Origin of the sequence: Deinococcus sp. JMULE3, from assembly GCF_013337115.1 — a bacterium.
Classification (GTDB): domain Bacteria; phylum Deinococcota; class Deinococci; order Deinococcales; family Deinococcaceae; genus Deinococcus.
On sequence record NZ_SGWE01000004.1, the window covers coordinates 2,005,307 to 2,026,072 of the forward strand.

At 70.7% G+C, this 20,766-nt stretch carries 21 protein-coding genes; 14 read left to right on the forward strand and 7 right to left on the reverse strand.

The annotated features are described in order from the left end of the window. The first annotated feature begins 12 nt into the window (after positions 1–12). The 4 genes from EXW95_RS12635 to EXW95_RS12650 all read left to right on the forward strand — a co-directional run bounded on the left by EXW95_RS12635 (position 13) and on the right by EXW95_RS12650 (position 5,352). Positions 13–1,896 (forward strand): alpha/beta hydrolase, encoded by a 1,884-nt coding sequence (locus EXW95_RS12635; RefSeq protein ID WP_174367738.1) that lies wholly within the window; start codon positions 13–15, stop codon positions 1,894–1,896. Positions 1,897–2,004: 108 nt separating this feature from the next. Beyond that, positions 2,005–3,495, forward strand: coding sequence for a 30S ribosomal protein S12 methylthiotransferase RimO (gene rimO / locus EXW95_RS12640; protein WP_174367739.1), 1,491 nt, complete (start codon positions 2,005–2,007; stop codon positions 3,493–3,495). Positions 3,496–3,624: 129 nt separating this feature from the next. Beyond that, on the forward strand, positions 3,625–4,134 hold the full coding sequence (locus tag EXW95_RS12645) for a hypothetical protein (RefSeq protein ID WP_174367740.1): 510 nt from the start codon (positions 3,625–3,627) through the stop codon (positions 4,132–4,134). A 66-nt stretch (positions 4,135–4,200) separates the two neighbouring features. Further along, positions 4,201–5,352, forward strand: a complete 1,152-nt coding sequence (locus EXW95_RS12650) for an A24 family peptidase (protein ID WP_174367741.1) — start codon at positions 4,201–4,203, stop codon at positions 5,350–5,352. A gap of 82 nt (positions 5,353–5,434) precedes the next feature. Here EXW95_RS12650 and EXW95_RS12655 read toward each other — a convergent pair whose 3' ends face one another. After that, positions 5,435–5,869: a superoxide dismutase gene (locus EXW95_RS12655; RefSeq protein WP_174367742.1), complete on the reverse strand. Its 435-nt coding sequence runs from the start codon at positions 5,867–5,869 to the stop codon at positions 5,435–5,437. A 193-nt stretch (positions 5,870–6,062) separates the two neighbouring features. On the opposite strand from EXW95_RS12655, the gene EXW95_RS12660 reads away from it, so the two are divergent. Together EXW95_RS12660 and EXW95_RS12665 are read left to right on the forward strand one after the other, a co-directional pair. After that, positions 6,063–7,508, forward strand: coding sequence for an aldehyde dehydrogenase family protein (locus EXW95_RS12660; protein WP_174367743.1), 1,446 nt, complete (start codon positions 6,063–6,065; stop codon positions 7,506–7,508). Beyond that, positions 7,505–8,071 (forward strand): molybdenum cofactor guanylyltransferase, encoded by a 567-nt coding sequence (locus EXW95_RS12665; RefSeq protein WP_174367744.1) that lies wholly within the window; start codon positions 7,505–7,507, stop codon positions 8,069–8,071. Before EXW95_RS12660 ends, EXW95_RS12665 begins: the two co-directional genes overlap by 4 nt. Before the next feature lie 30 nt (positions 8,072–8,101). On the opposite strand, the gene EXW95_RS12670 is transcribed toward EXW95_RS12665, so the two are convergent. From EXW95_RS12670 to EXW95_RS12680, 3 genes are read right to left on the reverse strand one after another with little or no spacing between them, the layout of a single operon-like run. Beyond that, the gene (locus EXW95_RS12670) at positions 8,102–8,593 is read right to left on the reverse strand and encodes a DUF4385 domain-containing protein (protein ID WP_174367745.1); all 492 of its coding nucleotides are present in this window, start codon (positions 8,591–8,593) and stop codon (positions 8,102–8,104) included. Between the two features lie 59 nt (positions 8,594–8,652). Next, the gene (locus EXW95_RS12675) at positions 8,653–9,258 is read right to left on the reverse strand and encodes a DNA starvation/stationary phase protection protein (RefSeq protein WP_174367746.1); all 606 of its coding nucleotides are present in this window, start codon (positions 9,256–9,258) and stop codon (positions 8,653–8,655) included. Positions 9,259–9,306: 48 nt separating this feature from the next. After that, positions 9,307–10,209: an MBL fold metallo-hydrolase gene (locus tag EXW95_RS12680; RefSeq protein WP_174367747.1), complete on the reverse strand. Its 903-nt coding sequence runs from the start codon at positions 10,207–10,209 to the stop codon at positions 9,307–9,309. 50 nt (positions 10,210–10,259) lie between these two features. On the opposite strand from EXW95_RS12680, the gene EXW95_RS21380 reads away from it, so the two are divergent. Beyond that, entirely contained in the window at positions 10,260–10,490 is a 231-nt protein-coding gene (locus EXW95_RS21380) for a hypothetical protein (protein ID WP_371810050.1), read from the forward strand. Further along, positions 10,460–11,515: an MFS transporter gene (locus tag EXW95_RS12685; protein ID WP_371810051.1), complete on the forward strand. Its 1,056-nt coding sequence runs from the start codon at positions 10,460–10,462 to the stop codon at positions 11,513–11,515. Before EXW95_RS21380 ends, EXW95_RS12685 begins: the two co-directional genes overlap by 31 nt. 60 nt (positions 11,516–11,575) lie before the next feature. On the opposite strand, the gene EXW95_RS12690 is transcribed toward EXW95_RS12685, so the two are convergent. Beyond that, positions 11,576–11,845: a hypothetical protein gene (locus EXW95_RS12690; RefSeq protein ID WP_046843986.1), complete on the reverse strand. Its 270-nt coding sequence runs from the start codon at positions 11,843–11,845 to the stop codon at positions 11,576–11,578. 73 nt (positions 11,846–11,918) lie between these two features. On the opposite strand from EXW95_RS12690, the gene EXW95_RS12695 reads away from it, so the two are divergent. From EXW95_RS12695 to EXW95_RS12705, 3 genes are all read left to right on the forward strand, one after another. Further along, positions 11,919–13,199 (forward strand): replication-associated recombination protein A, encoded by a 1,281-nt coding sequence (locus tag EXW95_RS12695; protein WP_174367748.1) that lies wholly within the window; start codon positions 11,919–11,921, stop codon positions 13,197–13,199. After that, the gene (locus EXW95_RS12700; RefSeq protein WP_174367749.1) at positions 13,196–14,002 is read left to right on the forward strand and encodes a DUF1963 domain-containing protein; all 807 of its coding nucleotides are present in this window, start codon (positions 13,196–13,198) and stop codon (positions 14,000–14,002) included. Before EXW95_RS12695 ends, EXW95_RS12700 begins: the two co-directional genes overlap by 4 nt. A 95-nt stretch (positions 14,003–14,097) precedes the next feature. Beyond that, the gene (locus EXW95_RS12705; RefSeq protein ID WP_174367750.1) at positions 14,098–15,084 is read left to right on the forward strand and encodes a hypothetical protein; all 987 of its coding nucleotides are present in this window, start codon (positions 14,098–14,100) and stop codon (positions 15,082–15,084) included. A 156-nt stretch (positions 15,085–15,240) separates the two neighbouring features. Here EXW95_RS12705 and EXW95_RS12710 read toward each other — a convergent pair whose 3' ends face one another. Further along, a complete protein-coding gene (locus EXW95_RS12710) occupies positions 15,241–15,693 on the reverse strand; it encodes a hypothetical protein (RefSeq protein ID WP_174367751.1) in 453 nt (150 codons plus the stop codon). A 302-nt stretch (positions 15,694–15,995) separates the two neighbouring features. Continuing rightward, positions 15,996–16,454, reverse strand: coding sequence for a DIP1984 family protein (locus tag EXW95_RS12715; RefSeq protein WP_174367752.1), 459 nt, complete (start codon positions 16,452–16,454; stop codon positions 15,996–15,998). Between the two features lie 113 nt (positions 16,455–16,567). Between EXW95_RS12715 and EXW95_RS12720 the strand changes: the two genes are divergently transcribed. The 3 genes from EXW95_RS12720 (at position 16,568) to EXW95_RS12730 (ending at position 20,724) form a co-directional block, all read left to right on the forward strand. Continuing rightward, positions 16,568–18,862 (forward strand): endonuclease MutS2, encoded by a 2,295-nt coding sequence (locus EXW95_RS12720; RefSeq protein WP_174367753.1) that lies wholly within the window; start codon positions 16,568–16,570, stop codon positions 18,860–18,862. Positions 18,863–18,937: 75 nt separating this feature from the next. Next, the gene (locus tag EXW95_RS12725) at positions 18,938–20,089 is read left to right on the forward strand and encodes a sugar MFS transporter (RefSeq protein WP_371810053.1); all 1,152 of its coding nucleotides are present in this window, start codon (positions 18,938–18,940) and stop codon (positions 20,087–20,089) included. Between the two features lie 146 nt (positions 20,090–20,235). Then, positions 20,236–20,724: a GreA/GreB family elongation factor gene (locus EXW95_RS12730; RefSeq protein ID WP_174367754.1), complete on the forward strand. Its 489-nt coding sequence runs from the start codon at positions 20,236–20,238 to the stop codon at positions 20,722–20,724. Positions 20,725–20,766: the final 42 nt, after the last annotated feature.

Sequence of the window (20,766 nt, forward strand, 5' to 3'; positions counted from 1 at the left end):
GGAGGAACCACCATGAAGAAAACGGCCCTCGCCCTGCTGACCCTGACGACCACCCTGGTCGCCTGCAAGCCCCCCCAGACCCCCGAGACCAAGCCTGCCCCCGACGCCCTGGCCCCCTTCACCAGCCAGAAACTGAACTGGACGACCTGCGACCCCACCATCCTGGGCTGGGACAGCCAGAGTGAATACGTTCAGGGCGCGCTGGGCAGCGTCGCCTCCCGCCTGACCTGCGCGGACGTGAGCGTCCCCATGGACTGGAGCAACCTCGCCGCCGGCAAGGCCAGCGTCGCGCTGATCCGCGTGGCGGCCAGCGACACCGCCAAACGCCAGGGCGCGATCTTCTTCAACCCCGGCGGTCCCGGCGGGGACGGCCTGATCTTCGCGCCGCTGTACGCCTACCAGTGGGCAGGCGGCAAGTACCCCTCCGCGAGCGCCGCGAACCTGAAGACCATGACCGAGCAGTACGACCTGATCGGCTTCTCCCCGCGCGGCGTGGGTGCCAGCACCCGCCTGAGCTGCGGCACGAACGAACTCGCCGACCCCATCAACCCCCCCACCGAGGACCAGAGCGACGCGAACTTCGAGGCCATGAAACGCTACGGCCGCCTGAGCGCGCTGGCCTGCCAGAAGAACCCGCTGACCCCGTTCATCAACACCGACGCCACCGCCCGCGACCTGAACCTCGCGCGGCAACTGATGGGCGATCAGAAACTGAACTACATCGGGTACTCCTACGGCACCTGGCTCGGCTCCTGGTACGCCAAGCTGTTCCCGCAGAACACCGGGCGCATGCTGCTCGACGGCAACATGTCCTGGAACACCAGCATGGAGCACGCCTTCGGCCTGCAACCCGCCGCGTTCGAACGGGACTTCCGCGACGCCATGGCCCCGTACCTCGCCCGGCAGAACGCCACGCTCGGACTGGGCAGCACCGGCGCGCAGGTGTACGCCGCGCAGAACGGGCTGGCCGAACCGCTGCGCAGCATCATGGGGAACACCATTGCGAGCTTCCTGTACCAGCGTGACGCCTACCCCTTCGCGGGCGTCCTGCTGAAGATCACGGTCGTCGTGGACAACCTGATCAAGGCCAACCCGACCGCGACCACCCCCGAGCTGATGGCGCTGGCGGCGCAGGCCACGTACTTCGACGATCCCGACATGAACAGCATGGGCATCGACAACGCCCAGTACCTGCTGTTCATCCGCGACATGATGGCCGAGCAGACGCCCTTCCCGGTCGACGCCAGCGGGTCGAGCGCGACCTTCACGGCCGTCACCTGCAACGACACCGCCTGGACCAGCACCCTGACCCAGGCCCGCGCGCAGGGCAAACTGAACGCGCAGAATTATCCGCTGATCGGCGGGTACGACGCCGCGAACCCCTGCTACGGCTGGAAGGGCGGCCCCAGCGTCAAACAGCCCGCGCTGCCCGCGAACATGCCGCCCGTGCTGATGCTGCAGAACGAACTGGACCCCGCCACCCCGCAGGAAGGCGCGCTGGAAGCCCTGAACAGCACCCCCAGCGCCAAGATGATCATGATCGACGACGAGCCGCAGCACGCCGCGTTCCCCTACGGCACCGCCTGCGTGGACGGCCCGATCACCGAGTACTTCCTGACCGGCAAGCTGCCGACCGGCAAGCTGAGCACCTGCGCGGCGCTGCCCCTGCCCGGTGAGGCGAACACCGTTCCGGTCAAGACCCTGACCGTGAAGAACGGCGCGCTGTGCCTCGCGCAGCCGAACCTCAGCAGCCTTTCCGTCAGCGAGCAGCGTCTCACCGCCGCCCGCGACGAGACCCGCCGCATCATCACGCAGAACGCCAGCCAGTTCCTGCCGCGCAACCTCGCGCTGAGCCCCGAAGTACGCGCGAAGCTGACCGTCCAGAACTGCCAGTAAACGCCCACCTGTAATCCAGTTCCATCCCCCTGCGGCCCGTCACGGTAGAGTGGCGGGCTGAAATGCCGTGCCCCCGCCTGAGCGGGTGTGGCGTGGCGAGGAGTGAGCATGACGGAAGCAGTGAAGCCCGCCACCGCGGGCGCGAGGAAGGTGGGGTTCATCAGCCTGGGGTGCCCGAAGGCGCTGGTGGACAGCGAGCGGATCCTGACGCAGCTGCGCGTGGAGGGGTACGAGGTCGCGCCCAGTTACGAGGACGCCGACGCCGTGATCGTGAACACGTGTGGGTTCATCACGCCTGCCGTGGAGGAATCCCTGAACGCGATCGGCGAGGCGCTGGACGCGACGGGGAAGGTCATCGTGACCGGCTGCCTGGGCGAGCGCCCGGAGAAGATCATGGAACGCCACCCGAAGGTCGCGGCCATCACCGGCAGCGAGGCCGTGGACGACGTGATGGGACACGTGCGGACCCTGCTGCCCATCGAGACGGACGCGTTCACGGGCCTGTTGCCGGTCGCCGCGCCCGGCATGCGCGCCGGGGCGGAGCAGCCCGCCCGGGAGGACACCCGGCACGGGGACGTGTTCGCGCCCAGCGTGAAGCTCACGCCGCGGCACTACGCGTACGTGAAGATCGCCGAGGGCTGCAACCACACCTGCTCGTTCTGCATCATCCCGAAGCTGCGCGGCCTGCAGGTGTCGCGGGACGCGGGCGCGGTGCTGTACGAGTCGTTCCGGTTGATCGCGGGCGGCACGAAGGAACTCATGATCATCAGCCAGGACACCAGCGCGTACGGCGTGGACGTCCGCTACCGCGAGTCCGAATTCCAGGGTGAGCAGGTCCGCGCGCACCTGACGGACCTCGCCGTGAAACTCGGGGAGATGGGCGCGTGGGTGCGCATGCACTACGTGTACCCGTACCCGCACGTCGAGAAGATCGTGGAACTCATGGCGCAGGGCAAGATCCTCCCGTACCTGGATGTGCCGCTGCAGCACGCCAGCCCGAAGGTGCTGCGCGCCATGCGCCGCCCCGGCGCGGGCAAGCAGCTCGACACCATCCGCCGCTGGCGCGAGATCTGCCCGGAACTCGTGATCCGCTCGACGTTCATCGTGGGCTTCCCCGGCGAGACCGAGGAGGACTTCCAGGAGCTGCTGACGTTCCTGGAGGACGCCCGCCTGGACCGCGTGGGGGCCTTCGCGTACAGCGACGTCGAGGAAGCGGACGCGAACGCGCTGCCCGGCGCCGTGCCGCAGGAGGTCAAGGAGGAGCGGCTGGCGCGCTTCATGGAGGTCGCGCAGCGCATCAGCGCCGAGAAACTCGCCGAGAAGGTCGGCACCGTCATGGACGTGATCATCGACGAGTTCAACGACGACGAGGACGACCAGCCCGGCACGAAACTGATCGGCCGCACGAAGGGCGACGCGCCCGGCATCGACGGACAGGTGTACGTGTACGCCGCCGAGTTCGCCGGAGCCGTGAAGATCGGGGATATCGTCCGCGTGCGCATCGAGGACAGCGACGAGTACGACCTGTACGGCGAGGTCGTCGAGACGCCCGAGTGGCGCCCCAACGTGCCGCAGCTGGGTCACTTCGGCAAGCACTGAACTGAACTCCGGTGGCCGGGCGGTCCTGTGCCCGGCTACCTTACGGAAGGGGGGGTGGGCTGCTTGGGTGGCCTGCCCCTTCACCGTTTCCGGGCGGCAGCTCACGCGGGGATGGGGGAGACTGCGGGGGTGATCCGACTGCACTTCAATCGACCCGGCAACCGCACGGGGCGGCCGCCGACGACGTGGCTGCTGGACGTGCCGATCTTCACGGTCTGCCCGAACTGCACCTTCACGCCGCATGAGGCGCTGCGGTACGTGGGCAGCCGCTACGGGTACGTGGGCGGGTTCACATGCACCCAGTGCCGCGCGAAGGTGTCGATCACCGACGGCGACTGCCGCCCCCCGGTGCGCTTCACGGCCGACACGCCGGGCCAGCCGCAGGTGTCGTTCATCTACGAGGACGTGTACCGCCTGACCTGGGCGGACCTGGAACGCGCCGCTGAGCTGACCCGCACTCCCCTGATCCCACCGGGCGAGAAGGGCGACGTGGATGTCGAGGCGGCCCTGCGCGCCCTGGAAGCCGAGATCGCCCGCCTGAACCTCCCGCACGCCTCCGCGCCGCTGCCCGATGGCGTGACGTGGGTGCCGCTGCTCCTGCGGGCGTGGCTGGACGCGCTGCACACGCTGGGAGCGTGACCGTGTAGGCGGCCTGCCGTGACGGACCGCAAGACGCGTGTGATGAATGTTCCCTAAACTGCCGGGGTGACCCCTGACGTCCTTCTCGTGATCTTCGCCGGGCTGCTGGGCCTGCTGGTGGGCTCGTTCTCGAATGTGCTCATCTGGCGGCTGCCGCGCGGGGAGAACATCGCGTTCCCGCCCAGCCACTGCCCGAACTGCGACCACCGCCTGGGCGTCCTCGATCTGGTGCCCGTGTTCTCCTGGCTGAGCCTGGGCGGAAAGTGCCGCTACTGCAAGGCTCCGATCAAGGCGCGCTACCCGGTCGTGGAACTCCTGACCGGCATCGGGTACGCGGCCATCGCGGCGCTGTTCCCCCCGCTGACGGTCGGCTGGGGCGCGCTGGGGCTGATGGTCCTGTTCACCCTGCTGCTGGTCGGCAGTGCCATCGACCTGGACACGTACACCATTCCCGACGAACTGACCCTGCCCGGCGTGGCGCTGGGCGTCCTGTTCGGCGTCCTGAACGGCCGCGCGGGCGTGGAGGGCCTCCCGGACCTCGCGGGCGCGGTGCAGGGCGCGCTGCTGGGCGCCGGGGTGGTCGTGGCGATCAACCAGTTCGGGTCGTGGGTGATGCGCCGCTTCCGCGAGCGGTCCTGGCCGGAATTCCCCATCGGGTACCAGCAGATCAGCCTCGGCCTGCTCGCGGGCGCGTGGCTGGGCCCGTGGTGGGGGGCCGGTGTGGGCCTGCTGTCCGCCCTGGTGAACGTCGCGGCCCGCCGCGTGATCCGCGTGCCGGAGCTGCTCACGCTGGGCGGGTTTCTCGTCAGCGTGACACTCGGCAGCGCCGGGTACGGCCCGGGCATGATCCTGATGGTGCAGGGTGCGCTGGCCGCCGCCGGGGCGGTGTCGCTCGCCTGCGGCGTGTACTGGTGGATTCACTGGCGCCGCCACCGCGAGGACGACGGCGCCAGCGACGACACGAACGTGGACGCCAGCGCCATGGGCTTCGGGGACGTGAAACTCGCCGCCGTGATCGGCGCGTTCCTCGGATGGGAGCGGCTGCTGCTGGCGCTGGTCGTCGCGGTGTTCGCCGGGGCGATCTTCGGCGTGGCGCAGCTGGCCCTGCGCAGCGAGAACCGCGTGAAGTTCGGGCCGTTCCTCGCGCTGGGCGCCGTCGTGGCGCTGCTGTGGGGCGGCACGCTGATCAGCAGTTACCGCGAGATGCTGGGGCTGTAGGGGAATGGTTGATGGTTGAAAGTTGCAAGAGGAGGGGGCCAGAGGTGTGATTCCTCTGGCCCCCTCCTCTCTGGTGCTGGGTTTACATCTTGACGCTGGTGCAGGTCACGCCCGCGTCGGCGGGGGTGCCCGCGGCGTCGCTGGCGGTGTGGATGTTGAAGTACGTGGCGTTCATGACGTCACTGGCCGAGGCGCTACCGGACATGCTCAGCATGCCCATGGCATCGGTCATGCCGACGACCTTGCTGCTCATGATGGGCGCGCCGCCGCTGCTGCACGGGTCGGTGTTGGGCGTGCCCTGCATGTGGTAGTGGCCCACGTAGTACGTGTTCGGGGCGAGGCCGCTGACCATCGCGCTGGTCATGACGGTCATGCCGTCCCGCTTGACGGTCACGGTGCCGCTGGAGTTCAGCGCGCCGCCCGCCGGCTGCTTGGCGAGCGTGTAGGTCATGGGGGCGTACATCATGGCGCAGGACCCCAGGGCGAGGGACAGGGCGGGCAGAAGCAGGATCTTCATGGTGGAACCTCCGTCGAACTGAGCTGGTTGAACTGATCTGAACGGGGCAGTCTGTGCCGACCGGTGCGCGGCAGAGTGTCAGGCGGCCCGCTTTGTGACGGGTCACTGAAGGGGGCCTGAAGGGCAGGTGCAGACTTATACTGGGTGCAAACCCCGCCGCCCGTTCCCGCCCCCCGCACGCAGAGGTGTGACCATGACGCAGACCCAGACGCTTCCCACCGATCTCCAGGCGCTGTTCGAGCGTCAACGGGCGCACCGCTGGACGGCCGCACAGAGCACCCCCGCGCAGCGGCAGGCGATCCTGCGCCGCCTGCATGACGCCATCAAGGCCCACCGCGTGCCCCTGGCCGACGCGCTGCGCGCCGACCTGGGCAAGAGCCGCGCCGAGGCCGAGATCACCGAACTGCACCCCGTCCTGGAAGAAATCCAGCACGCCATCCGCCGCCTGCCCCGCTGGATGGCCGCCCGGCGCGTGGACACCCCGGTCGTCCTGGCGGGTGCGCGCAGCGAGATCCAGCCGCAGGCGCGCGGAGTCACGCTGGTCCTCAGCCCGTGGAATTACCCCGTGAACCTCGCCCTGGCGCCCCTGGTCGCCAGCCTCGCGGCGGGGAACACCGTGATCCTGAAACCCAGCGAGAAGGCCCCCCACGTGGCCCGCGCGCTGCGGAACCTGCTGGAGGCCACCTTCGACCCCGCGCTGGTCGCGGTTGTCGAGGGTGACGCGGACGCCGCCCGCACCCTGACCGAACTGCCCTTCGACCACATCTTCTTCACGGGCAGCACCGCCGTCGGGAAGCACGTCATGCGCGCCGCGAGCGCCAACCTGACCAGCGTCACGCTGGAACTGGGCGGCAAGAGCCCCGCCCTGATCGACCGCAGCGCCGACCTGAACCTGACCGCCGAACGGCTCGCGTGGGGCAAGCTGCTCAACGCCGGGCAGACCTGCGTCGCCCCCGACTACGTGCTGGTGCCCGAGGCGCAGCGGGACGCGCTGATCCTGCGCCTGGACGAGGTCATCGCCCGCCGCTACGGGGACCGCGCGTGGCTGCGCGCCGGACCCGACTACGGCCGCATGGTGGACGCCGCCAGCGTCGAGCGCCTGCACCACCTGACCCGCCAGAGCGTGCAGATGGGCGCCCGGATCGTGCTGGGCGGCGAATTCAGCCCCGCCGAGCGCTTCATCTCACCGACCGTCGTGGCCGACGTCACGCCCGACATGCCCCTGATGCAGGAGGAACTGTTCGGCCCGGTCCTCCCGGTCGTCACGTACCGCTCGCTGGACGACGCGCTGAACCTCATCCGCCGCCTGGACGCCCCCCTGGCCCTGTACCTGTTCAGCGGCGACGACGCCGTCACCCGCCGCGTGCAGCGCGAGACCACCAGCGGCGGCATGGTCGTGAACGGCACCGTCGTGCACCTCAGCAACCCGCACCTGCCCTTCGGCGGGGTCGGCCCCAGCGGCATGGGCAACTACCACGGCGAGCACGGCTTCCGCACCTTCAGCCACGAACGCGCCGTCCTGACCGAACCCACCCGCAGCCCCGTGCGCTTCCTGTACCCCCCCTACGGCCGCCCCGGCCCCCGCCTGGTCGCGTGGGCGCTGCGCCTCCTCGAACGCCAGAGCGGACCACGCGAATGACGGACCCCTGGGCAGACGTGACCGCCGTCGTCACCGCCGGGGGCCGCTCCAGCCGCTTCGGCAGCGACAAGGCCCTCGTGACCTGGCAGGGCCGCACCCTGCTGAACCGCGCCTGCACGCCCCTGGACCACGCCGCCACGCGCCTGATCATCGCGCCCGAGGGCCGGTATCAGGTGCCCGGCTGGCGCGTTACACCCGACACCCGCCCCGGCGAGGGCCCCCTGGCGGCCCTGGAAGCCGCGCTGAACGCCGCGCCGGACGGCTGGGTGGCCTTCACCGGCGTGGACCTCCCCTGCCTGACCCGCGAGTACTGGGACACCCTGCTCGCCGCCCGCGCACCCGGCGTGCTCGGCGTGCAGGCCCTCGACGGACTGAAACGCCCCCAGCCGCTCGCCGCGCTGTACCACACCAGCCTGCGCGCCCACGTCACCGACCTGCTCGACGCGGGCGAACGCCGTCTGCGTTTCGCCGTGACCGCCCCGCACGTCCGGCACGTGCCCGGCGTGGACCCGGCCCTGCTGCGCAACGTGAACACGCCCGCCGACCTGCCCGGCGCCCGCTGACCGCTGCTGGGCTGGGCGACTGGACGTGCGCTACCCGAAGCGCGCCCTGTGCTCCCGCTTCAGCCGCGCGTACTCCACGTTCGCCTCCGCCTCATCCCACCGCGCCTTGAAGATCCGGGCGGACTCGGCCTTCACCGGGTCCTCCGGATCACGGGGCCGCTCCGCGCGGCCATGCGCGCCACTCTGGCCCTTCCTGCCCTCCGGGACCGGCCCCTCGTACTTCTTCCCGCCCCGGTGATTCGCGTACCGCCGGGCGCGCGTGAAGCCCATCTGCAGGAACTTGCGCGCCATGTCCGCCCCCACGAAATCCCCCGCCCCCAGGTACGCCAGGAACATCCCGTAGATCGCCTCGCTGCTCTCGCGGGCCACCTCCGGCGTCGCGAACCGCCAGTGCGGTAGGATCTCGGACTTGTACGGCTGCACCAGCAGCACGCCCTGCTCCCCCACGCCCACCCGGTACAGCTCCGGATGCGCGCGCAGGTCCAGTTCCGCGTAATTCAGGGAGTAATCGAACTTCGGCATAGGAGTGCAGATGGCAGAGGCCCTTCGCTTTCAGCCATCTGCCATCCGCGTTGAACTGCTCAGTTCATCCGGTCGTCGTCCATGATCGCCTGGAGCATCCAGCGGATCTTGTCGATGGTCGCCGCGTACCCGTTGTACATGTCGGCGGTCGCGGGGTCGTTCGCGTCGTCCACCGTCTGGCTGTCGTCCCGGAAACCTTTTCCGACACGGGTCAGGTCCGCGACCAGATCCGCCACCTGCGTGCGCGCGTCCCGGACCGTCTCGGTGGGGACCTTCACGACGCTGAAGCGCTCGATGTCGCTCGGCGCGGCGATCGGGCTGCCGCCCAGCGCGACCAGACGCTCGGCCTGCTCGTCGATGGCGGGGAAGAACATGTCGATGAACTCGTCGTACGCGAGATGCAGGTCACGGAAGAACCGCCCGCGGATGTCCCAGTGGTACTTCTTGAATTTCAGGTACAGGCTGATCGTCGTGGCGAGGTTCCGCTGCAGCGTCTCCGCGACCGTCCCGAACTCGGTTTCCGAGAGGTACGCGTGGTCCACCAGCGCGTTGTTGGTGGTGTTCAGGTGCGCGGCGTCGGCCTTCGCGGCGCCCGTCGCCTTCCCGGACGCCTTCTTCTCGGGGGCGGACGCTTTCTTCGGGGCGGCCTTGCTCTTCTTGGTCATGCGGTCACCGTACCCCCGCGCCCCCACACGCGCCCATACGGGAAACCTTTACGCTTCCGGGAAGAACACCAGCCGGTTCCCCACCACGCGCAGGCCCACCTCGCCGCGTTCCAGCAGCTCGGTCAGGTGCGCGCTCACCACTGCGCGGTTCAGGACCACCGCGCCCGCGTTCGACATGGTCACGCCCAGCCCGTCGCACACGCGCGCCAGCAGGTCATCCACCCCCGCCTCGCCCACGCGTACCGCCGCGCGCACCGCGTCCGTCACGCGCTCCAGCGCCGACAGGTTCGCCGCGACCAGCCCCGGCAGGTCCCCGGTCGGGTCACCGTGCCCCGGCAGGGTCACCGCCACGCCCTCCAGTTCACCCAGCCGCGCCGCCGCCTCCTTCTGAAGCGCCGAATCCTGGCAGAACACCAGCGGGTGCTTCGCCAGTGCCTCCGGCCCGAACAGCGCGTCCGCCGCGTACAGCACGCCGCCGACCCGCACGGCGTACATCAGGCTCGCGTGCCCCGCCACCTCGATCAACTCCAGGCTCACCCCACCGATGCGCGTCAGGCCCGGCTCGGGGGCCAGCCGCGCGGGACTGGGCGGCGCGAGCAGGAACTTCGACTGCAACTCTTTCGGGGGCCGCGCCCCGAACAGCCCGATCGGTTCGAGGATCGGGTGCGTGATGATCGCGTCCTCCAGCGGCGGCGCGAACACCTTCAACTCCGGAAATTTCTTCAGGATGAACGCGTTCCCCCCGTGATGATCCGCGTGACTGTGCGTATTCAGAATCCCCGTCGGCGTCAGGTTCAGCTCGGTCAGGCCGCGCAGCAGCTTCCGCGCGTGCCCGTCGTCCAGGCCGGTATCCACCAGCAGCGCCCCACCTCGCCCGTCCTCCAGCACCAGCGAATTCACCGCGCCCGGCAGGAAGTGAACGCCGGGGGCCAGGGGAGACAGGCTGCTCATGCGGGACAGCGTACCCCCGGGGCGCGCGGGGCGGGTGTAGCCTGCGCGGCGTGAGTGCGCCCGTGTCCGTGATCCCGTCTGCGCCGCCGCCCGCGCCGGAGCCCGCGCCGTTCCGGGTGTCGGCGGCGCAGGCGGGGTTGATCGCGTCGAACTTCCTGATGTGGGGTGGGTTCTTCGCGGTGATTCCGCTGGTGACCGTGCACTTCAGCGGTTCGGTCGCCGGGGCGGGCTGGGCTGGAGTGCCGCGAGCGTGGGGCTGGTGCTGGGCCTGCGGCAGTTGACGCAGCAGGGCCTGACGGTGTTCGGCGGGGCGTGGTCGGACCGGCTGGGGCCGAAACCGCTGATCCTGGCGGGGTGCCTGCTGCGCACGGCGGGCTTCGCGTGGATGGGCTTCGCGGACTCGCTGGGCGTGCTGCTCGCGGCGGCGGTGCTGGCCGGGGTGGGCGGCGGCCTGTTCGACGCGCCCAAGAGCGCCGCCATCACGCAGGTGACGCGTGAGGAGCACCGCACGCGGATGTTCAGCCTGACCAGCCTGTCCGGGAACGCCGGGATGGTGACGGGCCCGCTGATCGGCGCGGCGCTGCTGGGCCTGGGGTTCCGCTCGGCGGCGCTGGCGGCGGCCAGCGTGTACCTGCTCGCGGCGCTGGTGCTGGCGGTGACCCTGCCGCACCTGCGCCCGCAGCGGGGCGCGGGCCGCAGCCTGGACGGACTGCGCGTCGCGGCGCTGGATACGCGCTTCCGGCGGTTCACGCTGGTCCTGATCGGGTACTTCATCCTGAGTACGCAGATCAACGTGGCGGTCACCCTGAAAGCCATTGCACTGGCGGGGAACGGCGCGACCGGCCCGCTGTACGGCCTGTCCGCCGGGATGGCGGTGATCCTCCAGTACCCGCTGCTGCGCGCCGTGGAACGCTATCTGCCCACCCGCACGGCGCTGGTGGTGGCAGTGGCCCTGGTCGGCCTGAGCCTGGGCCTGATGAGCGTCGCGACCACCTTCCCGGCGCTGCTGGCGTGCGTGGCGCTGTACTCGCTGGGCACCATGACCGTGTACCCCACCCAGCAGACCCTGACCGCCCGCTTCGCGCCGCCCGCACTGGTCGGCAGTTACTTCGGGTTTTCCGCCATCAGCCTGGGCGTCGGGGGCGCGGTGGGCAGCGTCCTGGGCGGCGCGCTGGTGGACATGGGCGCTCGGCTGGGCGTCCCGGCGCTGCCATGGTTCACGCTGGCCGTCATCGGCGTGCTGACGGCGCTGGGCCTGCGCTGGGCGCTGCGCGGCCTGGACGAGGCTCCCGCTGACGCGACGTGAACTCCTGGCTCCCCTTGAGGGGAGCTGTCGGCGCAGTCGACTGAGGGGTTCACGCGGCGGTCAGTCCCCGATGAACACCAGCCGCTCGAAGCTGCCGTCCGGGTGCGCTTCGGGAAGGCCCTGCGCGGCGGCCTGTTTCAGCTGCGCGAGGGCGGCGGACAGGGCAGGACCCTCGCCGTAGATGCGCTGGGCGTCGGGTGTCACCTGGAGTTCCAGGCCGCGCCCTCCCTGCGTGGCGCGCAGCACGACGCCGGGGCCGGGGACGTGCGTGACCTGCACGTCGGCGGGGAAGGCGGCGAGGTCGATCTGGTGGCGCAGCGTGTCGTCCATGCGGCCATTGTGCCGCTCCTGCACCGCGCGCTGCCTCCCATTCACCCCGGCGTCCCGCCCGTATCCTGCGCGGGTGACGTTGTTCGACCCGCCCGCTCCCCTCGCCGAACGCCTGCGGCCCCGCACGGTCGCGGAGGTCGTGGGTCAGACGCACCTGCTCGGCCCCGGCAAACCCCTGACGCGCGTGCTGGGGTCCGGGCGGCTGGGCAGCCTGATCCTGTGGGGGCCGCCCGGCGTGGGCAAGACCACCCTGGCGCGGCTGCTGGCCGGGGAGGTCGGCGCGCACTTCATCCCCCTGTCGGCGGTGACGGCGGGCGTGAAGGACGTCCGGGACGCCACCGCCGAGGCCGAACGCCTGCGCGGACGCGGGCAGAAGACCATCCTCTTCCTCGACGAGATTCACCGGTTCAACAAGGCGCAGCAGGACGCGCTGCTCCCGCACGTCGAGTCGGGCCTGCTGACCCTGATCGGCGCGACCACCGAGAACCCCAGCTTCGAGGTGAACCCCGCCCTGCGCAGCCGCGCCCGCACGCTGGTCCTCGAGGCCCTGAAGCCGGAAGAAGTGCGCGGCCTGCTGGACCGCGCCCTGACCGACCCGCGCGGCCTGAGCGGCGTGACCGCCGAGCCGGACGCGCTGGACCTCCTCGCGCGCCTCGCGGAAGGGGACGCCCGCCGCGCCCTGAGCACCCTGGAAGTCGCCAGCACCCTCAGCAACCCCGTCACGCAAGGCGCGATCACCGAGGCGTTCGGGCGGCACCTGCCGCAGATGGACAAGAACGGCGAGGACTTCTACAACCTCATCAGCGCGCTGCACAAGAGCGTGCGCGGCAGCCACGTGGACGGCGCGCTGTACTGGCTGGCCCGCATGGTCGAGGGCGGCGCCGACCCCCTGTACGTCGCGCGGCGCGTGGTCCGCATGGCCGCCGAGGACATCGGCCTCGCCGACCCGCAGGCGCTGCGCCTCTGCATTGCCGCGCGCGACACCGTCGAATTCCTGGGCAGCCCCGAAGGCGACCTCGCGCTGGCACAGGCGGTCGTGTACCTCGCCCTGGCCCCCAAGAGCAACTCTGTGTACGTCGCGTGGAAGAACGCCCTGAACGCCGTCCGCGACGGAGAAAGTCTGCCTATTCCGCTGCACCTGCGCAACGCCCCTACTGCCCTCATGCGCCAGCAGGGCTATGGCAAAGGCTACGCGTACTACTTCGACGACCCCGAAGGCAGCTTCCAGCAGGACTACCTCCCCGACGGCGTGCAACTGGACCTGTACGCCCCCACCGGCGAAGGCTGGGAAGCCCGCGTCACCGAACGCTGGCGCAAGCTGAGGGACGCGCACGGGGACGGAGGAGAGGAGTGACGCGCCGATTTGAGGTGCCCGACGCCTTGCAGGACCGGCGGGCCGAGATTGAATCGACGATCCGTCCGGTGACGGCTCTGGCCTTCCATGCGGAAGCGACTGCTCCCTGGGACAGCAAGGTCGGTGGGGTGCCGTACCGTCCGTTGGACATGGAGTGGCCTGCCGACCCCGCCGGTCGCCCGCTGCACTTCCTGGCACAGATCAATTTTGCGCAGCTGCCGCACCTGCCAGGGTTTCCGGACGCAGGGATCCTTCAGTTTTTCGTGGGTGGAGATCTGGGGTGGCTGGGCTGTCACTTCAGCGTCGAAGATGCGCCGGTGTACGACACCTACCGCGTCGTGTTTCACGAGCATCCTGGTGAAGACCCAGCGCTCCTGCGTGCCGATGTACCGCCGTACGAGGAACCAGAAGACGGTCCATTCATCCGGCCTGTCGAGCTGAGAATGACCGGGACGCTGGTCGAACTTCCCATCTCGCCGGATGATCGAAATTTCCGCGCGGCGCTCAACTGGACAGATCTCACACCGGATCGATATGTCCTCGGCGAACAGTTGCACGACGTGTATCAGGAGGCGTGTGCCGCCGTGCATCCGACCCTGGACCAGATCGGTGGCTATCCGGCCTTCAGGCAGTTAGATCCGCGAAACGCCGGGCAGCCGCATCAGCTGCTCTTTCAGCTGGCCTCCAATGAGGACCTGGGCTTCGTGTTCGGCGACGTGGGGATCATGAACTTCTTTATCCAGCCGGACGATCTGAGGAAGGGGGACTTCACCCGCGTCGTCTACTACTGGGACTGCTACTGACCGCCGGGACAATCCGGTCCCCCTGGCCGGGTACGGTGGGCGTACTTCATAAGGTGTGCAGGAGCCTGTTTTCGGGCGTCCTGAAGGGGGGCGTGATGCTGGCAGTTCCGGTGGCGGGGCGGGCGTGGTTTCGGCTGAATGCGGAGTGGGTGCTGCCGGGCGTGACGGTGGCGCTGGTGTTCCTGCTGGCGGGTCGGGTGCCGCCGGAGGTGCGGCCCTGGCTGGTGGGGTTGGCGCTGTTCGACCTGACGGTGAGTGCGGCGCTGATCGCGTCCCGCACGCGGTTGCGGGGCGAGCGGCACCCGGAGGGGCTGGCGTGGGTGCTGGTGCGGGGTGTGCTGGTGGCGTGGTTGCTGCTGCCGCTGTCGCGCGGGTGGTGGCCGGTGGCGGCGGCGCTGGTGCCCGTGGGGCTGGGCGTGGTGGTGTTCGGCCTGACGCGGCCCCTCCCGGCGGGCGCGGCGCGGCTGGAGGGCCTGGAGCGGCGGATCGTGTCGTGGTCGCGCGTGACGCCCCGTTCGGGCCTGGGCGCGTGGCTGGCGTGGGAGGGGGCGGTGTGGGCGCACCTGCTGGGGCGGGCGCGCGGGCCGCGCGGCGCGGCGTTCCGGTCGTCCACGGGGGCGGGCGCGGAGTTCACGCTGCTGATCTTCCTGAGCGTCCTGGAGGCCGTGCCGGTGCACTTTCTGCTGGCGGCGCGGGATGAGCGGGCGGCGCTGGTGCATCTGCTCGTGAACGTGCTGGGCGTGCTGTGGTGCGCGGGGCAGCTGCGGGCGCTGCGGGCGCTGCGGGCGCGGGGCGTGGTGCTGGGCGAGCGGCTGCACCTGAACGTCGGGCTGCTCTGGACGGGCAGCGTGGCCCTGGGTGACATCGCGCAGGTGCAGGCGGGCGCGCCCAGTGAGGCGGGCGTGCTGCCCCTGCACCGTCAGGCACGCGCGAACGTGACGTTGCAGTTCGCGCGGCCCGTCACGCTGTACGGGTTCCTTGGGCGGCCACAGGTGACAGAGGCGGTCAGTCTGAGCGTGGACGACCCCCGCGCCTTCATGGACGCCCTGGACGCCGCCCGTGCCGATCTCATGCGGGATTGAAGTGATTCGCATCCAACGTGATCGCGTTCCGTTGTTCCCTCTCCCTTGTGGGACTCGGAGAGCTGCGCAGCAGAGAGGGACGGAGGCGCGAAGCGACGGAAGGGTGAGGGGGCCACCGGGTGACACCGTCTGGTTTGGAATCCAATCAGTCCTGTGTCAGGCCAGTCCCAGGCCCCGCGTGACGCTGGCCTGCGCGTCCTGTTCGGGCACGCTGGTGACGACCGCCTCGATCCGCCCGTCCGGGCCGGTCAGGATCAGGGTGGGGAAGGCGTGCACGCGGTACGGGCGGCGCAGGCTGCCGTCCGTGTCGAGGTGCAGCGCGTCCCCGTACGCGTGGGGGGGCAGGTCGCCGCGCCGCGCGTCGATCACGCGCAGGTCCAGGCCGTGCGCGTGCGCCAGCTGACCCAGGAACACGTCCAGCGTGTCGCACGCCGCGCACGCCTCGGTCTTGAAGGACAGCAGCGTGCGGCGCGTGACGTTCAGCGCGGCGGGCGGCGGCACCACCGCGCCCGGCTGAATGGTGCGCGCGGCGATCAGGCGGCCCAGCAGCGCCCCGAGCGGGCGGGGCAGGCGGATGCGGACAGGTGTGGGGGTGGGTCGCTGGGTCATGGAACCTCCTGGGGGATGTCCCCAGGTACGCGCCCGGCGCGGCCGGGTTCCCGCGCGGGCGTGACGGCCGCAGAAGACCCCCGCCGCTCCGGGGTGCGGAGGGCGGGGGTGGGGGCGGACCGGCGTCGAGGCCGTGGTCGTGAGGGGTGCGCGGTGCCGGGTGAGGGGTGCAGGGTGCTGGGCGTGCCCGGTGGGGCCGGTCGGTCCGGCGACGCCGCCCCGGCGTCTTCAGGGGTGCAGCCTTTTCCCCGCTGCGGGGTAGGTCTCCGCCCGCGCGGCCGTCCCCGAGCGGCAGTGTGGGCTTACTCGGGCAGGTCCGTCAACCAGTTCGCCTGTTGCAGTTGCGTGTCCAGTTCGCGCCGCGCCTTGGCCAGCGTGTCCACCTGCGCCTGCAGGTCGCGGGCGGGCAGCGCGGAGAGGATGCGGACCTCGCTGTTGCTGTAGCGGGTGGGGCGTTCGCTGGCGGTGGCGGCGGCGCGGCGCAGGACCTTCAGGCGCAGGTCGAGCAGGTCGCGGCGGGTCAGGGCGTCCGTGATGGTCTCTCCGCCGGGCAGCGTGGCGCTGAGGTTCGCGCGGTGAATGCGTGGCAGGAGGGCCTCCAGCTGCGCGGTGACATCCATGAATTCGCGCAGCAGCGCCTGGGGGTCCTCGGCGGGCGCCTCACCCTCTTGCACGAGGAGGTTCTTCACGAGCCGTTCCTCGAGCTGCGCGGCGCGTTTCTGCAGGTCGGCGCGGGTGATCAGGGCCTCGGCGAGTTTCATGCGTGCAGGGTAAGGGTAGACGGGGGAGAGGTGCAGAGGGAATTGGGATAAGGCTTTCTAAGCCACTCGGCGCACGGTCATTCCGGGCGGGGGCCGCTATGCTCCTCATTGAGATGTCGTTCGATGCCCGCGCCCTGTCCGCCCTTGATTTTCCTCGCGTCCTGTCTGCCCTGGCGGAGCGGAGTGCCACGACGCTGGGCGCCGAGCGTGCGCGGGCCCTGCGCCCGTCGGATGACGCGGGGCGGATCGCGCGGGAACTCGATGAGCTCGAGGACGCGCTGTTCGGCGTGAGTCTCAGCCTGGGTGGCATTCAGGACATCCGTGACCTGCATGCCCGCGCCGGGGAGGGCCGGGTGCTGGCCGGGCAGGAACTGCTGAACGCGGCGTACTCGCTGGACGGCGCGATGACCGTCAAGCGGGCCATCAGCGCGAATTCGCGCGGGCCGCTGCGGGAACTCGCGGTGGACCTGGGGGATCACAGTGAACTGGTGCGGCGGGTGCTGTCTGCCCTGGACCGCGACGGGGGCGTGCGGGACGATGCCAGTCCGCGCCTGCGGGACCTGCGTAAGCGCATCGAGCCGCTGCGGGGCCGTATCCGTGAGCGGCTGGCGGCGACGCTGGACAAGTGGGCGGACGTGCTGCAGGAGCACATCGTCACGATCCGCCGCGACCGGTACGTGCTGCCGGTGCAGGCCAGCCGGGTGGGGCAGGTGCAGGGCATCATCGTGGACGCGTCCGCGACCGGGCAGACGTACTTCGTGGAACCGGCGGCGGTGACGCAGCTGAACAACGAACTGACCCGCCTGATTCTCGACGAGGAGGCCGAGGTGCGCCGCATCCTCACCGAGTTGTCGGGCCTGCTCGCCTCCGACGCGGCGGTGCCGATGACGCTGGCCGTGATCGGCGAACTGGACCTGATCGCCGCGAAGGCGCGACTGGCGCGCGACTGGCGCCTGAACCGCCCCGAGCAGGTCGAGGACGGCTCGTACGACCTGCGCGAGGTGCGCCACCCCCTGATCGAGAACCCGGTCGCGAACGACCTCGCGCTGGGGGACACGAAACTGCTGCTGATCACCGGGCCGAACATGGGCGGCAAGACCGCGACCATCAAGACGCTGGGTCTGGCGGTGCTGATGCACCAGTGCGGGATGTACGTCGCGGCGGCGAGTGCGCGGCTGCCGGTCGTGCGGGACGTGCTGGTGGATATCGGGGACGAGCAGAGCATCGAGGCGAGCCTGTCCACCTTCGCGTCTCACCTCAAGCACCTGCGCTACGTGCTGCGGCACGCCGCGCCGGACACGCTGGTCCTCGTGGACGAGCTGGGCAGCGGCACCGACCCGAACGAGGGCGCGGCACTCGCGCAGGCGCTGATCGAGTGCCTGCTCACGCAGGACGCGCGCGGCGTGATCACCTCGCACCTCTCGCCCCTGAAGCTGTTCGCGCTGGAAACGCCGGGCCTGAAGAACGCCAGCATGGGCTTCGACGTCGAAACGCTGGCCCCCACGTACGTGCTGCAGGTGGGGCAGCCGGGCCGGTCCTTCGCGCTCGCCATCGCGCAGCGCATGGGCCTCCCGGCAGACGTGCTGCGCCGCGCCGAGGACCTCCTGGGACCCGACGCGGGCCTGATGGAACGCATGCTGGAAGGCCTGGAACGCGAACGGGCCGACCTGCGCGCCCAGCTGGACGCCACCGCCGCTGCCAGACGCGACGCCGAGGCCGAACTGGGCCGCGTCCGCCAGGAGCGCGAGACCCTGGAGGCCCGCCGCAACGAGATGCTCGCCGAGGCCAGCCAGAAGGCCGAATCCCTGTACGCCGACGCCGTCGAGCGCGTCCGGACGCTGCGGGCCCGCGCGCAGGAGGACAGCGCCCGCCCGCGCGTCATGCAGGAACTCCGCGAACTGCGCGTCGCCGCGCAGAAGACCCGCCCCGCACCCGCCCCCCGCGAGGACCGCGGCGATCCCATCCGGGTGGGCAGCAGCGTGGACGTCCCCGCGTACAACGCCACCGGGCAGGTCCTGGAACTGCGCGGCGACGACCTGGTCGTGCAGCTGGGCGTCATGAAGGTCGGCGTGAAACGCCGCGACGTGCGCCTCAAGCAGGAAGCCAAACCCCAGGCACCCAAGACGCGCGGCCCGCGCTTCACCGGCACCGCCCCCACCGCCGCTCTGAAGGAACTCCAGCTGCGCGGCATGGGCGTCGAGGAAGCCGTCGAGGAACTCCGCACCGCCGTTCTCGAGGCGCACGCCCTGAAGGAAACCCCGCTGCGCGTCGTGCACGGCAAGGGCCAGGGCGTCCTGCGCCGCCTGCTGCGCGAATACCTGAAGAACGACAAGAAAGTCGAATCCTTCCACGACGCCGAACCCAACCAGGGTGGGCACGGCGTGACCATCGTGAACATCCGCCGCTGACCGCTGACGGGGGACCCCGGCGGAAGGTGGACAGGGTTCACCCCGCCGCTCCCTGCCGGGTGGTACCTTCCCGGCGTGACTGCCCGCACTCCTGCCGCCCCGCCGCCGCTCTCGTGGACGCTGCTGGCGGTGGGCGTGGCGGCGTTCTTCACGCTGGGCGTGATCCAGGCGATGTACGGCCCGGCGTTCGGGCTGTTCCAGGCGCGCTTCGGCGTGAGTACCGCGTCGGTGGGCGTGATCGCCAGCGCGCACTTCCTGGGGTCGGCGGTCGCGCCGCCCCTGATGGGGCTGCTGCTGCGCCGCGTGAGCGTGCGGGCCGGGGTGTCCTGGAGTCTGCTGCTGCTGGCGCTGGGCGTGACGGGCGTGGTGCTGGCGCCCGCGTGGCCGCTGGCGGTCGCGTCGGCGTTCCTGGGCGGCTTCGGGCTGGGCGGCGTGAGTGCCTGCCTGAACGCCGCGTACGCGAGCGTGGGATCGCGCGCCGTGAACCTCGTGAACGCGGTGTTCGGGGTGGGCAGCATGCTCGCGCCGCTGCTCGTGGCGGGCCTGGGCCGCGCGGACGGCACGCCGGGCGGACTGGCGGGGCCGTTCCTGACGGTCGCGGCACTGTGCGCGGTGACGTTCGTGGTGGGCCGCGTGTGGGGCGTGCCGGGCATCCACGCACCCGCCCGCGCGGCGGACGCCCCTGCTCCGGCGCGGCCCGCCGTTCAGGCGGCGCTGTTCGCGGCGCTGATCGTGTGTTACGTGGGCCTGGAGGCCGGGTACGGCGCCTGGGCGGCCCGCTACCTGACCGAACTGGACCTGCCGGGCGCGGCGCTGGTCCTGAGTGCCTTCTGGGGTGCGCTGACGGTCGGGCGGGTCCTGACCGGCGTGTTCGCGGGCCGGGTGGGCGCGCCGCGCGTGGTGCTGACCTGCGGCGCAGCTCTGATCATCCTGGCGCTGGCGCTGCGCGTCCCGGCGCTGGCCCCGGCGGCGGTGATCCTCTCGGGGCTGGTGCTCGCCCCGGTGTTCGGCACGACCCTGGCGTGGCTGTCGCAGGTGCTCAGCGCGCGGCTGGTGCCGCTGCTGCTCGTGGCGGGCTCGCTGGGCGGCGTGCTGTCCCCGTGGTTGCTGGGGCAGGTGTTCGCACGTTTCGGGGCCGGGGCGGTGCCCGTGACGCTGGCGGCCCTGGCGGCGCTGATGCTGGGGTTCACGGCGCTCGCGCGGCGGGGGGCGCGCGGACTGGCCTGACCGCGCCGGGGGGCGTGTGAGGGGGGGTTCTAGCAAACCTCGTTGTCAGCGGGGGGGACGTGTGGCAGAATGCGCGGCGAATTCTCAGCAACCCACGATTCAAGTCCTCGCCGGGTTCAGTCCGGCGGCGCAACGGAGGCTCCAGAGTGGCACAGGCGACCAGACAGGTGAAGCTCACGCGTGAAGGTTTCGAACGGCTCCAGAAGACGCTGGACCAGGAAATGAACCGTCTCGCGGAAGCGACGCGCATCCTTCAGGAGCAGATGGAAACCAACTCGGACACCGAGGACACCGGGCTGGAGGACGCCAAGCGCGAGAAGATGAACATCGAGGCGCGCATCGACGAGCTGGAGGACACCCTGGCCCGCGCGACCGTCATCGAGGACCACGAGAACGAGGGCCGCGTGGAACTCGGCGCGATCGTCGTGCTCGCCAACGAGACCACCAAGAAGGACATGAAGGTGCAGGTTGTCAGCGCCGCCGAGGCGACCGTCACCGGCGGCAGCCTGCCCCGCGTCAGCGAGGACAGCCCCGTCGGGAAGGAACTGATGAACCGCAAGAAAGGGGAGACCTTCGTGGTGAACCTCGACAACGGCAAGCAGATGAAGTACAAGGTCAAGAGCATCGAGTACTGAGCGGCGCGGGCAGCAGGGAAACGGGTTCCGTTCTGCCCACGG

What these genes read in the sequence shown, in the direction of transcription:
- EXW95_RS12705 (WP_174367750.1), top strand. Translation starts at nt 14,098, where the DNA reads ATGCTGGCAGTTCCGGTGGCGGGGCGGGCGTGGTTTCGGCTGAATGCG.
- EXW95_RS12670 (WP_174367745.1), bottom strand. Translation starts at nt 8,593, where the DNA reads ATGCCGAAGTTCGATTACTCCCTGAATTACGCGGAACTGGACCTGCGC.
- EXW95_RS12675 (WP_174367746.1), bottom strand. Translation starts at nt 9,258, where the DNA reads ATGACCAAGAAGAGCAAGGCCGCCCCGAAGAAAGCGTCCGCCCCCGAG.
- EXW95_RS12635 (WP_174367738.1), top strand. Translation starts at nt 13, where the DNA reads ATGAAGAAAACGGCCCTCGCCCTGCTGACCCTGACGACCACCCTGGTC.
- EXW95_RS12690 (WP_046843986.1), bottom strand. Translation starts at nt 11,845, where the DNA reads ATGGACGACACGCTGCGCCACCAGATCGACCTCGCCGCCTTCCCCGCC.
- EXW95_RS12680 (WP_174367747.1), bottom strand. Translation starts at nt 10,209, where the DNA reads ATGAGCAGCCTGTCTCCCCTGGCCCCCGGCGTTCACTTCCTGCCGGGC.
- rimO (WP_174367739.1), top strand. Translation starts at nt 2,005, where the DNA reads ATGACGGAAGCAGTGAAGCCCGCCACCGCGGGCGCGAGGAAGGTGGGG.
- EXW95_RS12660 (WP_174367743.1), top strand. Translation starts at nt 6,063, where the DNA reads ATGACGCAGACCCAGACGCTTCCCACCGATCTCCAGGCGCTGTTCGAG.
- EXW95_RS12720 (WP_174367753.1), top strand. Translation starts at nt 16,568, where the DNA reads ATGTCGTTCGATGCCCGCGCCCTGTCCGCCCTTGATTTTCCTCGCGTC.
- EXW95_RS12655 (WP_174367742.1), bottom strand. Translation starts at nt 5,869, where the DNA reads ATGAAGATCCTGCTTCTGCCCGCCCTGTCCCTCGCCCTGGGGTCCTGC.
- EXW95_RS12715 (WP_174367752.1), bottom strand. Translation starts at nt 16,454, where the DNA reads ATGAAACTCGCCGAGGCCCTGATCACCCGCGCCGACCTGCAGAAACGC.
- EXW95_RS12665 (WP_174367744.1), top strand. Translation starts at nt 7,505, where the DNA reads ATGACGGACCCCTGGGCAGACGTGACCGCCGTCGTCACCGCCGGGGGC.
- EXW95_RS12710 (WP_174367751.1), bottom strand. Translation starts at nt 15,693, where the DNA reads ATGACCCAGCGACCCACCCCCACACCTGTCCGCATCCGCCTGCCCCGC.